Annotated in this window: 10 protein-coding genes; 5 read left to right on the top strand and 5 right to left on the bottom strand. The window is 60.8% G+C overall.

The genetic code is table 11. The features are described 5' to 3' along the window. The first annotated feature begins 208 nt into the window (after positions 1-208). Genes mfd through BFP89_RS15675 form a run of 3 tightly spaced genes read left to right on the top strand, consistent with a single transcriptional unit; the run spans position 209 to position 6,936 of the window. Positions 209-3,658 carry a transcription-repair coupling factor gene (gene mfd / locus BFP89_RS15685; protein WP_065886345.1) on the top strand — a complete coding sequence of 1,150 codons (3,450 nt, stop codon included), beginning with the start codon at positions 209-211 and terminating at the stop codon, positions 3,656-3,658. 11 nt (positions 3,659-3,669) lie between these two features. Further along, positions 3,670-4,236 carry a CsiV family protein gene (locus BFP89_RS15680; RefSeq protein ID WP_065886344.1) on the top strand — a complete coding sequence of 189 codons (567 nt, stop codon included), beginning with the start codon at positions 3,670-3,672 and terminating at the stop codon, positions 4,234-4,236. Between the two features lie 9 nt (positions 4,237-4,245). Next, positions 4,246-6,936 carry a DEAD/DEAH box helicase gene (locus BFP89_RS15675; RefSeq protein WP_065886343.1) on the top strand — a complete coding sequence of 897 codons (2,691 nt, stop codon included), beginning with the start codon at positions 4,246-4,248 and terminating at the stop codon, positions 6,934-6,936. A gap of 101 nt (positions 6,937-7,037) precedes the next feature. Here the strand turns inward: BFP89_RS15675 and BFP89_RS15670 are convergent, their stop codons facing one another. The 3 genes from BFP89_RS15670 to BFP89_RS15660 form a co-directional block, all read right to left on the bottom strand. Further along, positions 7,038-10,343: a DEAD/DEAH box helicase gene (locus tag BFP89_RS15670; protein WP_065886342.1), complete on the bottom strand. Its 3,306-nt coding sequence runs from the start codon at positions 10,341-10,343 to the stop codon at positions 7,038-7,040. Positions 10,344-10,471: 128 nt separating this feature from the next. Further along, entirely contained in the window at positions 10,472-11,482 is a 1,011-nt protein-coding gene (gene nagZ / locus BFP89_RS15665) for a beta-N-acetylhexosaminidase (protein WP_065886341.1), read from the bottom strand. Between the two features lie 135 nt (positions 11,483-11,617). After that, positions 11,618-12,325: a TetR/AcrR family transcriptional regulator gene (locus tag BFP89_RS15660; RefSeq protein ID WP_065886340.1), complete on the bottom strand. Its 708-nt coding sequence runs from the start codon at positions 12,323-12,325 to the stop codon at positions 11,618-11,620. A gap of 263 nt (positions 12,326-12,588) precedes the next feature. On the opposite strand from BFP89_RS15660, the gene lexA reads away from it, so the two are divergent. After that, positions 12,589-13,197: a transcriptional repressor LexA gene (gene lexA, locus BFP89_RS15655; RefSeq protein WP_017137423.1), complete on the top strand. Its 609-nt coding sequence runs from the start codon at positions 12,589-12,591 to the stop codon at positions 13,195-13,197. Between the two features lie 10 nt (positions 13,198-13,207). Further along, a complete protein-coding gene (gene sulA / locus BFP89_RS15650) occupies positions 13,208-13,681 on the top strand; it encodes an SOS-induced cell division inhibitor SulA (protein WP_065886339.1) in 474 nt (157 codons plus the stop codon). A gap of 23 nt (positions 13,682-13,704) precedes the next feature. Here sulA and BFP89_RS15645 read toward each other — a convergent pair whose 3' ends face one another. Both BFP89_RS15645 and BFP89_RS15640 read right to left on the bottom strand, forming a co-directional pair. Further along, the gene (locus BFP89_RS15645; protein ID WP_026136850.1) at positions 13,705-13,938 is read right to left on the bottom strand and encodes a hypothetical protein; all 234 of its coding nucleotides are present in this window, start codon (positions 13,936-13,938) and stop codon (positions 13,705-13,707) included. Between the two features lie 63 nt (positions 13,939-14,001). Beyond that, entirely contained in the window at positions 14,002-14,523 is a 522-nt protein-coding gene (locus BFP89_RS15640; RefSeq protein WP_065886338.1) for a DUF6586 family protein, read from the bottom strand. Between the last annotated feature and the right edge of the window lie 57 nt (positions 14,524-14,580).

Raw genomic sequence — 14,580 nt, 5'->3', positions numbered from 1 at the left:
CACTCGTTTGACAAGCAGGCCGACTTGTCCGTAACCCTCCTAAACATTCGCGCATTTTGGCACTACATATTGAGTCAAAACCCGCGATTGTTTGTCTTAGCCACTACATTTCCAACAAACCGTAATAGGCACAGTCAGCAACTGACAGGCGGCACCTCTGGCCGTTACAATTACCGACTTTGTCGCAACGCTTGGAGCTCAACCTTCCGTGCCCGTTCTGCGTCTACCGCTACTCCCTGCCGCGGCAGGTAAACAGCATTGGGGCAACCTGCCCGGTGCCGCCCTGAGCCTGGCCATTGCCGAGGCTGCCAGCGCAGCCAAGCGCTTTACCCTGCTGCTGACCGCCGACAGCCAAAGCGCCGAACGGTTGGAGCAGGAGCTGAGCTTCTTCGCCCCCGATTTGCCGGTGCTGCACTTTCCCGACTGGGAAACCCTGCCCTACGACCTGTTCTCGCCGCACCAGGACATCATTTCCCAGCGCATCGCCAGCCTGTACCGCCTGCCGGAACTGGCCCACGGCGTGCTGGTGGTGCCGATCACCACCGCCCTGCACCGCCTGGCGCCGACCAAATTCCTGCTGAGCAGCAGCCTGGTGCTGGATGTCGGCCAGAAACTCGACGTGGAGCAGATGCGCACGCGCCTGGAGGCCACCGGCTACCGCTATGTCGACACGGTGTACGAACACGGCGAATTCACCGTACGCGGTGCATTGATCGACCTGTTCCCGATGGGCAGCAAGTTGCCGTATCGCATCGACCTGTTCGATGACGAGATCGAAACGCTGCGCACCTTCGACCCGGAAAACCAGCGCTCCATCGATAAAGTCGAGTCGATCAAGCTGCTGCCGGCGCGGGAATTTCCCCTGCAAAAAGATGCGGTCACGCGCTTCAAGGCGCGCTTTCGCGAACGCTTCGATGTGGACTTCCGTCGTTGCCCGATCTTCCAGGACTTGAGCAGCGGGATTACGCCGGCCGGTATCGAGTACTACCTGCCGCTGTTCTTCGACGAAACTTCCACGCTCTTCGATTACCTGCCCCAGGACACCCAGGTGTTCTCGCTGCCGGGCATCGAGCAGGCGGCGGAAAATTTCTGGAACGACGTGCGCAACCGCTATGAAGAGCGCCGCGTCGACCCATCCCGACCTTTATTGCCCCCCGCCGAGCTGTTCCTGCCGGTGGAAGACTGCTTCGCGCGCCTGAAAAACTGGCCGCGCGTGGTCGCCAGCCAGCAGGATGTGGACGCCGGCAGCGGCCGCGAGCGCTTCCCCGCAGCGGCGCTGCCGGATTTGGCGATCCAGGCCAAAGCCACACAGCCGCTGGAAGCGCTGTCCAACTTCCTCGGTGACTTCCCCGGCCGCGTGCTGTTTACCGCCGAATCCGCCGGGCGTCGCGAAGTGCTGCTGGAGTTGCTGGAGCGCCTGAAGCTGCGCCCGAAAACCGTCGACAGCTGGCCGGATTTTGTAAAAAGCAAAGAGCGCCTGGCAATCACCATCGCGCCGCTGGACGAAGGGCTGCTGCTGGATGACCCGGCCCTGGCATTGATCGCCGAAAGCCCGCTGTTCGGCCAGCGTGTGATGCAGCGTCGCCGTCGCGAAAAACGCGCCGACGCCAATAACGATGCGGTGATCAAGAACCTCACCGAGCTGCGCGAAGGCGCGCCGGTGGTGCACATCGACCACGGCGTCGGCCGCTACCTCGGTTTGCAGACCCTGGAAATCGACAACCAGGCCGCCGAATTCCTCACCATGGAATACGCCGAAGGCGCCAAGCTCTACGTGCCGGTGGCCAGCCTGCACTTGATCGCGCGCTACACCGGCAGCGACGACGCGCTGGCGCCCTTGCATCGCCTGGGCTCCGAGACCTGGCAGAAAGCCAAGCGCAAGGCCGCCGAACAGGTGCGCGACGTGGCCGCCGAACTGCTCGACATCTACGCCCGCCGCGCCGCGCGCGAAGGGTATGCGTTCGCCGACCCGAAAGCCGACTACGCCACCTTCAGCGCCGGCTTCGCCTTCGAAGAAACCCCGGACCAGCAAACCACCATCGAAGCCGTGCGCGCCGACATGCTCGCGCCCAAGCCGATGGACCGCCTGGTGTGCGGCGACGTGGGCTTCGGCAAGACCGAAGTGGCCATGCGCGCCGCCTTTATTGCGGTGCATGGCGGCAGGCAGGTGGCGATCCTGGTGCCGACCACCCTGCTCGCCCAGCAGCACTACAACAGCTTCCGCGACCGCTTTGCCGACTGGCCGGTGACGGTGGAAGTGATGAGCCGCTTCAAATCGGCCAAGGAAGTCAGTGCCGCGATTGCCGACCTGGCCGAAGGCAAGATCGATATCGTGATCGGCACGCACAAGCTGCTGTCGGACGATGTGAAGATCAAAAACCTGGGCCTGGTGATCATCGACGAAGAACACCGCTTTGGTGTGCGCCAGAAGGAGCAACTCAAGGCCCTGCGCAGCGAAGTCGACATTCTTACGCTCACGGCGACGCCGATTCCACGTACGCTGAATATGGCCGTGTCGGGCATGCGCGACCTGTCGATCATCGCCACGCCGCCGGCGCGCCGCCTGTCGGTGCGCACCTTCGTGATGGAGCAGAACAAAAGCACGGTCAAGGAAGCGCTGCTGCGCGAATTGCTGCGCGGTGGCCAGGTGTATTACCTGCACAACGACGTGAAGACCATCGAGAAGTGCGCCGCCGACCTCGCCGAGCTGGTGCCGGAAGCTCGCATCGCCATCGGCCACGGGCAGATGCGCGAGCGCGAACTCGAACAGGTGATGAGCGACTTCTACCACAAGCGCTTCAACGTGCTGATCGCCTCGACCATTATCGAGACCGGTATCGACGTGCCGAGCGCAAACACCATCATCATCGAGCGCGCCGACAAGTTCGGCCTGGCCCAGTTGCACCAACTGCGCGGCCGCGTCGGGCGCAGCCACCACCAGGCCTATGCCTACCTGCTGACGCCGCCGCGCCAGCAAATTACCAGCGATGCGGAAAAACGCCTGGAAGCCATCGCCAACACCCAGGACCTGGGCGCCGGCTTTGTACTGGCCACCAACGACCTGGAAATCCGTGGCGCCGGCGAACTGCTCGGCGACGGCCAGAGCGGGCAGATCCAGGCGGTGGGTTTCACGCTGTACATGGAGATGCTCGAACGCGCGGTGAAAGCCATTCGCAAGGGCGAGCAACCGAACCTCGATCAACCGCTGGGCGGTGGCCCGGAAATCAACCTGCGCCTGCCGGCACTGATTCCCGAAGACTACCTGCCGGATGTGCATGCGCGGCTGATCCTGTACAAGCGCATCGCCTCGGCCACCGACGAAGAAGGCCTCAAGGACCTGCAGGTGGAGATGATCGACCGCTTCGGCCTGCTGCCGGAACCGATCAAGAACCTGGTGCGCCTGACCCTGCTCAAGTTGCAGGCCGAGCAGTTGGGCATCAAGAAGGTCGACGCCGGGCCGCAAGGCGGGCGTATCGAATTCGAAGCCCAGACGCCGGTGGACCCGTTGGTGCTGATCAAGCTGATCCAGGGCCAGCCCAACCGCTACAAGTTCGAAGGGGCTACGCTGTTCAAGTTCATGGTGCCGATGGAACGTGCCGAAGAACGCTTCAACACCCTGGAGGCGCTGTTTGAGCGCCTCATTCCGAAATCTGCTTGAAGGACGCCTCCATGCGCGTGTTCCGCATTCTGAGCCTGTTGTTGGTGGTACTCGCGCCTCCAGCCTTTGCCGACAGCCCCTACCAGGTGGAAATGATCCTGGTGCGTCAGAATGCGGAGCCGCTGATCAACAGCCGCGCCGCCCCGGAAAACTGGGATGGCGGTGCACCGCGCCTGGGCGAGCGCATGAGCCCGCCGCGCCTGGGTAACATCGTCGACAAGCTGCGCGCCGATTCCAACTACACCGTGCTCGCGCACAAAGCCTGGGAACAGAACCTGGGCGAGCAGCCGGTGCGGATCGCAATCACCGACGGCCAGGAGCAATTCGGCCAATTCCCGATTCAAGGCGTACTGAACCTGCAACTGGGACGTTTCACCGACATCGATGCCGACTTCTGGATCAACCGGTTCGACGCCAACGGCAGCGTGATCGCCAGCGAACACTTGAGCCAGAAAGAGGTGCGCACCAAGAACAACCAGCTCAATTACCTGGATGGCGGCCACCTGGCGCTGCTGATCAAGATCACCTCGCTGACCGCCAAGCCCCCCAGCGCACCACCGCCCGACCTGCAGGACTGATCCAGCGCCATGCCCCTGACGTCATCGCTGACCAAACCCCTGGCCCCGTCATGGGCCAATCGCTTCAAAGAGCAAAGCCTGGAGCGCGGGCGCCGTTATGCGCTGGAGAATCGGGTGCGCATCGTCGAGTCCGGCGACAGCACCATCACGGCCAGTTGCGAAGGTTCGGGCGGCAACGTGTACCGGCAGACCATCTCGTTGCGCGAATCGGCCAAGGGTATGCTGATCCTGGTGGACAGCCGCTGTACCTGCCCGGTGCACACCAATTGCAAACACATCGCGGCGGTGCTGCTCAAGGTCCAGGAAACCCTGGCCTACCCGGCGGCGGCCCAGGATGCCGAGCTGCTGGGCAAACTCCAGGCGGTCCTCGACAACCGCGTGGTGCTGCCGCAGGTGGTCATGGAAGACGTGCGCCCCGTGCCGCGCCTGTGGCTGGCCAGTGTGGAGTTCAGCGCCTTCGAACCACGCAATGGCAAGATGCAGCGTTACATCCAGCATCGCGCGGCGCTGTCGTTCAACTACCAGGGCAATTACGTCAGCGGGCAAAAGAACGCCGACATCATCGTGCGCCAGGAAACCCAGAGCCTGCGCATCAAGCGCCATCCGGAGCTGGAACAACCGTATCGCGAGCAACTGCGCCTGCTCGGCTTCAAGATCGCCACGCGCCAGAGCAAGGCCCTGCCGGAGAGTGCCGGCGAACTGTTCGAGATGGTCAATGACAGCGCCTGGTTGAATTTCACCCTCAACGCATCCCCCGCGCTGCGGGCCGAGGGCTGGGAGCTGCAGATCGATGAAGACTTCGGTTTCGACCTGAGCCCCGTGGACGACTGGTACGCCAGCGTCGATGAAGCCCCCGAGCGTGACTGGTTCGACCTGGAGCTGGGAATTATCGTCAACGGCGAACGGCTGAGCCTGCTGCCGATCCTGCTCAACTTGATGCGCTCCCACACCGAGATCCTCAATCCGGAAAAACTCGCCCGACGTCGCGATGATGAACTCATCCTGGTGAATATTCCCGGCCTGCCCAACGGCCACGGTCCGCTGCAGGTGGCGCTGCCTTATGGGCGCTTGAAACCGGTGCTGGCGACCCTCGGCGAGTTCTACCTGCAGGAAGCCGGCACCACCACGTTGCGCCTGGCCAAGGCCGACGCGATCCGCCTGAACCCGCTGGAAGACCTGCCGCTGCAATGGGAAGGCGGCGAGAAGATCCGCAACTTTGCCCAGCGTCTGCGCGACATCAAGGATTTCACCTGCGTGGCGCCGGAAGGGTTGAACGCAACCTTGCGCCCTTACCAGTTGGAGGGCCTGAGCTGGATGCAGTCGCTGCGCCAATTGGAGGTGGGTGGAATTCTTGCGGATGACATGGGCCTGGGTAAAACCTTGCAGACCCTTGCGCATATTCTTACGGAGAAAGCCGCCGGGCGCCTGGACAGGCCGTGCATGGTCGTCATGCCCACCAGCCTGATCCCCAACTGGCTCGATGAAGCCGCGCATTTCACCCCGCAACTGAGGGTACAGGCGCTGTACGGTGCCGGGCGCAAGAAGCATTTCGCCAACCTGCAGGACTACGACCTGCTGCTCACCACCTACGCCCTCCTGCCCAAGGACATTGGGCAACTCGCCGCCCTGCCCTTGCACGTGCTTATTCTCGATGAAGCCCAATACATCAAGAATCCCACCAGCAAGGCGGCTCAAGCGGCCCGTGAGCTCAATGCGCGGCAACGCCTGTGCCTGAGCGGTACGCCGCTGGAAAACCACCTGGGCGAACTGTGGTCGCTGTTCCACTTCCTGCTGCCGGGCTGGCTGGGCGACGTGAAAAGCTTCAACCGCGATTACCGCGTGCCGATTGAAAAACGCGCCAGTGAAGTGCGACTGCAGCACCTCAACGGTCGGATCAAGCCGTTCCTGCTGCGCCGCACCAAGGAGCAGGTGGCCACGGAACTGCCGCCCAAGACCGAGATCATCCACTGGGTCGATCTTAATGAAGCACAGCGCGACGTGTACGAAACCATGCGCCTGGCCATGGATAAAAAGGTCCGCGACGAGATTACCCGCAAGGGCGTGGCGCGCAGCCAGATCATCATCCTTGAGGCACTGCTCAAATTGCGCCAGGTGTGCTGCGATTTGCGCCTGGTCAACGACGCCACCCTGCCCGCCCGTGGCAGCAGCTCGGGCAAGCTCGACAGCCTGATGCAGATGCTTGAGGAATTGTTTGCCGAGGGGCGGCGGATTCTGCTGTTCTCGCAGTTCACCTCGATGCTGAGCTTGATTGAGGTCGAACTGAAGAAACGCGACATCGCCTACGCCTTGCTGACCGGCCAGACCCGTGATCGGCGCACACCGGTGAAGAACTTCCAAAGCGGCAAGCTGCAGATTTTCCTGATCAGCCTCAAAGCGGGCGGCGTCGGCCTGAACCTGACCGAAGCCGACACCGTGATCCACTACGACCCGTGGTGGAACCCCGCCACCGAAAACCAAGCCACCGACCGTGCGTATCGCATCGGGCAAGAGAAGCCGGTGTTCGTCTACAAAATGATTGCCCGGGGCACGGTGGAGGAGAAAATCCAGCACTTGCAGAAGGAGAAGTCCGACCTGGCGGCAGGCGTGCTGGATGGGCGGACCACCGGGGACTGGCAGTTGGGTAATGAGGATATCGAGGCGCTGTTTGCGCCGTTGCCCAATAAGCAGGAAAAACGCTGACTGTTGGATCGCCATCGGGGGCAAGCCCCCTCCCACATTTGTATGTATTCACAATTCAATGTGTGGGAGGGGGCTTGCCCCCGATGGGCGCGACGCGGTCATCAGCCAGGCAAAGGCGCAAACAGCGCCTCAATATCCCGCTGCTCCAGCTTCCAACCCGCACTGGCGCCACCTTCCAGCACCCCATCGGCCAATGCAGCCTTCTCCAACTGCAACGCCTGAATTTTTTCCTCCACCGTGCCCCGCGCAATCATCTTGTAAACGAACACCGGTTTGTCCTGCCCGATGCGATACGCACGGTCGGTGGCCTGGTTTTCCACCGCCGGATTCCACCACGGATCGTAATGGATCACGGTATCCGCAGCGGTCAAGTTCAAGCCCGTCCCGCCCGCCTTCAGGCTGATCAGGAATAACGGTGTCTTGCCGTCCTGAAAGTTTTTCACGGGCGTACGCCGATCAAGGGTGTCACCGGTCAGGAGCGAGTACTCGACCCCGCGTTGTTTGAGCTCTTGTTCAATCAATGCCAGCATCGAGGTGAACTGCGAAAACAACAAAATCCGCCGTCCCTCGCTGAGTAACTCTTCCAGCATTTCCATCAAGCTACCCAGCTTGCCAGTGCCGGCCTTGGCAGCCTTGGTCATCGGTGCCGATTTGACCAACCGCAGGTCACAGCACACCTGGCGCAGTTTGAGCAGGGCTTCAAGAATGATGATCTGACTGCGGGCTACCCCGTGGCGACTGATCTCATCGCGCACCTTTTTATCCATGGCCACACGCACGGTTTCGTAGACATCCCGCTGTGCGTCGCTCAGCTCGACCCAATGCACGATTTCGGACTTGGGCGGTAATTCCGTGGCAACCTGCTCCTTTTTTCGCCGTAATAGAAACGGTTTGATACGCGCAGTGAGGTGCTGCATACGCTGAGCGTTGCCGTGCTTCTCGATGGGCGTGCGGTAATCGCGATTGAAGGTCTTGCTATCCCCCAACCAGCCCGGCAACAGGAAGTGAAACAATGACCACAACTCGCCCAAGTGGTTTTCCAACGGTGTACCGCTCAAGCACAAGCGCTGGCCGGCCTCCAACTGACGAGCAGCCTGGGCCGCCTTGCTGTTGGGGTTCTTGATATTTTGCGCTTCGTCGAGGATGAGCACGCTCCAGCGCTGAGCCAGCAAGACTTCAAGGTCACGCGGCAACAGTGCATAGGTGGTGAGTACCAGGTCGTAATCGGTCAAGCGCGCGAAGTCAGCCTGACGCTGCGCACCGTGCAGCGCCAGGACTTTGAGCTGTGGCGTGAACCGTGCGGCTTCGTCCATCCAGTTCGGGATCAGGCTGGTGGGCATCACTGCCAAAGCGGGGGTCTGCAAGCGGCCGGCCTGTTTTTCACAGAGCAGGTGTGCAAGGGCTTGCAGGGTTTTTCCCAGGCCCATGTCATCCCCAAGAATCCCGCCGACTTCCAGCTCGCGCAGGGTTTGCATCCAGTTGAGCCCCTCGAGCTGATAGCCTCGAAGTTCGGCGTTCAGGCCCTGAGGTGCAGATACATGAGCATGGGTGGAGCTTTTGAGACGCTTGGCGAAATCACGCAGTCGCTCGCCACCCTGCCAGACCAGGGGTATTGCATCCAGATCACTGAGCCGTGCCGCATCCGGCGCACTAAGCCGCAGTGCATCGCCTTCAGGTGCACGCAGGTAGAGTTCGCCGAGGGTCGCCATCAGAGGCTTGATACGACCGTAGGGCAGCGCGACTCTGGTATCAGTGCGGGCACCCAGACTGACCAATACGCGCTCGTCATCATCACGTTCGGCCATGTAGGTGGCGTCAAGCAGCTTGGGTTGACGCCGCATCAAGTCGAGCATGATGGGCAACAGGCTGTGCCGCTCGCCATTGACCTCAATGCCCAGCTCAAGGTCGAACCACTCGTGACCGGGTGACTCTTCAATGTCCGCGTACCAGCCGTCAACAGCCTCCACATTGTAATAAAACCCCGGTTGAATGACGACGTCCCACCCTGCTTCACGCAGAACCGGCAGCTGGCTTTCAACAAAAGCCAGCCAGGCTTCATCGTTGGGAAGATCGAACATCTCTCCTGCACCGACAGGCAGTGCACCGCTTTTGCGATTGACCGTTTTAAAGCCGATTTTCGTGAGCGTCTTGCGCAGGGCTTTTTCAGCCGCGGGCTTGCGTTGGATGCGTTGGGTTTCGGTGCCGCTGAGAAACAGGATGTCCTCAGTGCCCTTGCCGCTGACCAGGCTTGTGTCGTAACGGAAAGCCAAGGCAGCGCGGTGTTCCAGGCTGGGCATCCGCCGATAGTCGGCCTGGCTGTACACGTAGGATTCGTCGCTTCCCAATGTAAGGCACCCTTGGGGCTCCAACGTATCCACGACGCGCTCGGTCAGCTCGCGCGGCGGAGGAATCGCCTTGGACGCCGCGCTGATGCGATGACTGAATAAGGCGACTTGCTCAGCAGGAATCACCGGCAAGGCGCAAAGATGCATGGCCAGATTTTCATCCAGCCCGTGCTCGACCACCCCGATCGTCATGTTATCGAGGTCAAGATAATGAAGCGGCTTGAGGGGCAGCACTTCGTCCAACTCGCGCCCGTCGCTGATCCAGCGGGGCAAATAATTGCCATCGGGCATCACGGCCCAATCGAAACGAGCGGTGCAGACCGGGCCAGGGTTAAGCGCCAGTCCCGGGCTCAGCTCAAGAAACAAGCGTTGGGTTTTCAGCGCCAATTGGAGAATTTCGGCCCCCATCTCGCCGGCCAACTGAAAGCTGCTGCCATAGCTCCCATAAGACCGGCCCAACATCAGCAGTCGACCAATCCGCGTATCCAGCTCATGCATATAGCCAGGGGCACGCCGCAATGTTTCGTCCATCGAATACAGCGGTTTGATATCGCTGTAGTCACCTTTTTTCGTCACGCGCGCCCGGTACACCTCCAATGACCAGCCATTGGAATACACATCGGGAGTGATTTGGTACAGCAAGCAGGTACCGGTATTCCTGGGCTGAGTCTCACCCTCCTGGCCGGGCTTGGGGATAGTCTCAAGCCAGCTTTCGAGCTGCGGGCTCAGACGGTCAGCCACCTGCTTTTTCGGTTCGTTCAGCTCGTCATACAGCGCGGTCAACGTAAACAGGGTCGCAGCGGCGTGCTTGCAATTGATCGCCACAGGGCAAGAACACACGCATCTGATGCCCGCCCAACGGGATGTGGCGCCCTCCAGGGTAATCGCCAGGCTATAGACATTGCGGCCAGACCCGCTGCAATGTGCAATCAGTCTGTTGTGTCCGAACTCTTTGATCTCAAGACGCTTCTCGCGAGCATACTCAAACCCGCGCTCCAGCGAACGAGAGTCAAAGAGCTCCTGCCAATCCAACTCAACAATACGTGCAATCAGGTCATTCATGGAGCAGAACTCTACAGCCGTCAGCAACGGGTTTTAAAGCAGGGCAACTCCTACACTGCGGTAAGAGACAGCTACAGCCACATCCAGACACTTCCTACACCAAGCATCTTAAACAGCACAGGCGACGTTTATTCAATCAGTTGCGCGTCTCGCAACGCTGTGATGGCCGTCAGCCAACGTGGATCCTGTTTGTAATCAGTCGATGCAACCGCCTGCCCACGCATACGCGCAATCCGCGCCGACGGTGTGACCTTCATCCGCTGCGCCGCGCTCAGCGCCAGCTCGGCAGCCGCACGGTCATTGCACACCAGCCCCATGTCACAACCCGCCGTCAGTGCCGCCTCGATTCGACTCGCCGCATCGCCCACCACATGGGCGCCCGCCATGGACAGGTCATCACTGAAGATCACCCCGTCGAACTGCAACTCGCCGCGCAGGATGTCCTGCAACCAGCGGCGTGAGAAACCGGCCGGCTGGCTGTCCACCTGCGGGTAGATCACATGCGCCGGCATCACGGCGGCCAATTGCTTGCTCAGGCGCGCGAACGGCACCAGGTCATTGGCGCGAATCTGTTCAAGGCTGCGCTCGTCATTGGGAATCGCGACGTGGGAATCGGCCTCGGCCCAGCCGTGGCCGGGAAAGTGCTTGCCGGTGGCCGCCATGCCGGCGCTGTTCATGCCACGGATAAAGGCACCGGCGAGCACGGCGGCGCGCTCGGGATCGCCTTCGAACGAGCGGGTGCCGACCACGGCGCTGCGCTGGTAATCGAGGTCCAGCACGGGGGCGAAACTCAGGTCGAGGCCCACGGCCAGCACTTCGGTGGCCATGACCCAGCCACACTGTTCGGCCAGGTGCTCGGCATTGGGGTTATCCGCCAGCGCGCGCATGGCCGGCAGGCGCACGAAGCCCTGGCGCAGGCGCTGCACGCGTCCGCCTTCCTGGTCGACCGCCAGCAGCAGGTCCGGGCGCACCGCACGGATCGCCGCACTCAACTCGCGGACCTGGCGCGGGTGCTCGATATTGCGCGCAAAAATGATCAAGCCGCCCACTTCAGGTTGGCGCAACAGATGGCGATCCTCGGCCGTCAGCCAGGTACCGGCAACGTCGACCATCAAAGAACCTTGCAGGGCAGCAGTCATAAACCTTCCTTAAATAACGCGCACAACCCGTCACTCCTACCAGGTACAGTAAGCACAACGGGTTGCGCGTAAATAGCTGAAATCGGCATGGCGGCTAGCTTAGCGGATGCAAGCGGCCACGCACACCCGCAACGGTCAAACCTTGGCGAGGGCCGGCGTGGATTTGCTGCGCGGGCGCAATTGGGCCACGGCCATGGCCTGATCGGTCACGCCGGTTTCGGCGCGCATGCCTGCGGCGAGGAACGGCACCATCAGGCGCATCACCTGCTCGATGGAGGTATTGACGCCGAAATCGGTCTCGGCAATCGCGCGCAATGCCTTGATCCCGGACATGCTGAAGGCGGCGGCGCCGAGCATGAAGTGCACGCGCCAGAACAGTTCGATGGGCGGGATACGCGGGGCCGCTTCGTTGACCAGCAACATATAGCGACGGAACACCTTGCCGTACATGTCTTCCAGGTAACGTCGCAAGTGGCCCTGGCTCTGGCTGAACGCCAGGCCCAGCAGACGCATGAAGATCGACAGGTCATTGCCGCTGCGTGGTTGAACCACCAGCGCTTGCTCAACCAGGATTTCCAGCAGCTCTTCCAGGCTGGGCTTGTTGTCGGCTTTGGCCTGGCGACGTTCGAGTTCACGGTCGAGACTGGCGCAGAACGGCCCCAGAAAACGCGAGAACACCGCCTGGATCAGGGCCTTTTTTGAGCCGAAATGATAATTCACGGCGGCCAGGTTGACCCCAGCCTTGCTGGTGATCAGCCGCAATGAAGTTTCAGCAAATCCTTTTTCCGCGAACAACTGCTCGGCAGCATCGAGAATGCGTTCAACGGTTTCCGACTGGGCCATGGCTACTCCGCCTGACAAACACTTGTTTGAAACATACGTTTCAGGGTATGTCTTGTCAAGCCTGCGCGCCCATTTTCCGGCCGGGCAGTCACCTGTTTCGTCGCTATTTAATCACATCCTCCACCGCCTGTAGGCAGCGCTGTCTTCGCCTCCCGGCGCAGCTGATGAATGACCGTCCAGCGGAGCCGCAAAAAAGGATGATTGCCAAGCGCGATTCACTGTATATAATCCCAGTCACTGTATAAAAAGACAGAGCGATCAACATGCTAAAACTGACGCCACGCCAAGCTGAGATTCTGGCTTTTATCAAGCGCTGCCTTGATGACAACGGTTACCCACCGACACGCGCCGAAATTGCGCTGGAACTGGGTTTCAAGTCTCCCAACGCCGCTGAAGAACACCTCAAGGCCCTCGCTCGCAAAGGCGCGATCGAGATGACCCCGGGGGCTTCACGCGGTATTCGCATCCCTGGCTTCGAAGCCAAGGCCGACGAATCGACACTGCCGATCATTGGTCGAGTGGCCGCCGGTGCGCCGATCCTGGCGCAACAACACGTCGAGGAATCCTGCAACATCAACCCGACCTTCTTCCATCCTCGCGCCGACTACCTGCTACGTGTGCATGGCATGAGCATGAAGGACGTGGGCATTTTCGACGGCGACCTGCTGGCCGTTCACACCACCCGTGAAGCCCGCAATGGCCAGATCGTCGTGGCCCGGATCGGCGATGAGGTCACCGTCAAACGCTTCAAGCGTGAAGGCAGCAAGGTCTGGCTTATGGCCGAGAACCCGGAGTTCGCGCCCATTGAAGTGAACCTCAAAGACCAGGACCTGGTGATCGAAGGCTTGAGTGTCGGCGTCATTCGCCGCTAAAGGAGACATCATGCAGCTCGTGCACACCCCACAACACACACAACTGTCGCTGTTCGAGGCCTTCATGGCTCAACCCCTTGCGCCCATCCTCAAGGAAACGGTCGAAGCGCCCTGGAGCTGCGAACCCGAGGTATTCAGTGAATTGTCGTTGCGTGGTGCTGCCGGGAGCTGCTTGAGCCTGCTGGCGCCAATCCTTCGCGAACTCAGTGAAGAGCAGGACGCGCGCTGGTTGACCTTGATCGCCCCGCCCGCCAGTCTGACTCAGGCCTGGCTACGGGATGCCGGCCTCAACCGCGAAAGGATTCTGTTGCTGCAGCCACGGGGCGCGCAAAGTGCTCAACAATTGACGTGTGAAGCCTTGCGCCTGGGCCGTAGCCATACCGTGGTGAGCTGGTTGAACCCGTTGAACGCAACGGCCAAGCAGCAGTTGATCAGTGCCGCACACACAGGTGATGCGCAGAGTTTGAATATTCGACTGGGATAAGGGATGAGCGGGTTACAACTGGCTCAGTGAAGAACCCTTGGACCATCGTCCTTTTCCGGCTCGCCTTCAGCCAGGCGACCGGCCATTTGCACCCCAACGCTCAACATCGCTTTAGCCACTTCCACATGCTGGCCTTGCAGGAACGCTTTTGCGTCTTCGGAGAAGTCCAGGGTAACCAGAGAACCTTCGTCCTCAGCCCGGCGCAGCTCGATTCGGCCGTCAGGCAGTTCAACAATTTCCAGAAAGGACGTTGGCATAAAAGTCTGTTCTCCACGAAAGCGCGGGATTATATCAGTGTTGTGGCGTGCAGGCTTGCCCGCTCAGCACTCGGCCAGGCCTTCGCGAAAGCGCAATGCCAGCTTTTTCAGCTCCTGGCGCCAGCTTTCCAGCTCTTCGCGGCTCAAGGGCTTGGGTTCATCCGTCTCCAATGCAACCGCCACGATCAATGGCTGCGTCACATCGCCCTTGGGTACATGGGGGACGCGGGGCGGCTGGAACATGTCGGCATGTGCCTTGAGCAGGCGTGCCAGCCAACTGTCCGGACTCTGGGCCATTTCCACCAGCTCGGCCAATTCCGGGATAGCCATGGTTTCCAACACTTCGCGGGTCATGATCATTTCCGCACGGGGCGAACCTGCCTGGGGCAGACGGTAGAACCCGGCGATTTCATGGCATAGACCCAGCAAGGCGCCGTACAGGTGAAACAAAGCGGCTTCACGGCCCGCCTGGACCAGCGCAATGGCATTCATCTCCTTCCCCACCTCGGCACGGCCAAGGGCTTCCAGGGACAAACCCGCAAAGTAAATTTTCTGATTGGTACGGGTATAGAGTTCGTTGGCCATGACGGCAATCTCCACAACGAATTAGGCCTGATGCTGGCTTGTAGGAGCGAGCTTGCT

The sequence above is a fragment of the Pseudomonas sp. 31 R 17 genome (genome assembly GCF_900004915.1).
GTDB classification, from domain to species: domain Bacteria; phylum Pseudomonadota; class Gammaproteobacteria; order Pseudomonadales; family Pseudomonadaceae; genus Aquipseudomonas; species Aquipseudomonas orientalis_A.
Note: the sequence above shows the minus strand (reverse complement) of the source record. Positions and strands in the feature narration are given on the sequence as shown.

Coding starts and splice junctions, on each gene's coding strand:
- BFP89_RS15680 (WP_065886344.1), top strand. CDS start 3,670: ATGCGCGTGTTCCGCATTCTGAGCCTGTTGTTGGTGGTACTCGCGCCT.
- BFP89_RS15675 (WP_065886343.1), top strand. CDS start 4,246: ATGCCCCTGACGTCATCGCTGACCAAACCCCTGGCCCCGTCATGGGCC.
- BFP89_RS15670 (WP_065886342.1), bottom strand. CDS start 10,343: ATGAATGACCTGATTGCACGTATTGTTGAGTTGGATTGGCAGGAGCTC.
- nagZ (WP_065886341.1), bottom strand. CDS start 11,482: ATGACTGCTGCCCTGCAAGGTTCTTTGATGGTCGACGTTGCCGGTACC.
- BFP89_RS15660 (WP_065886340.1), bottom strand. CDS start 12,325: ATGGCCCAGTCGGAAACCGTTGAACGCATTCTCGATGCTGCCGAGCAG.
- lexA (WP_017137423.1), top strand. CDS start 12,589: ATGCTAAAACTGACGCCACGCCAAGCTGAGATTCTGGCTTTTATCAAG.
- sulA (WP_065886339.1), top strand. CDS start 13,208: ATGCAGCTCGTGCACACCCCACAACACACACAACTGTCGCTGTTCGAG.
- BFP89_RS15645 (WP_026136850.1), bottom strand. CDS start 13,938: ATGCCAACGTCCTTTCTGGAAATTGTTGAACTGCCTGACGGCCGAATC.
- BFP89_RS15640 (WP_065886338.1), bottom strand. CDS start 14,523: ATGGCCAACGAACTCTATACCCGTACCAATCAGAAAATTTACTTTGCG.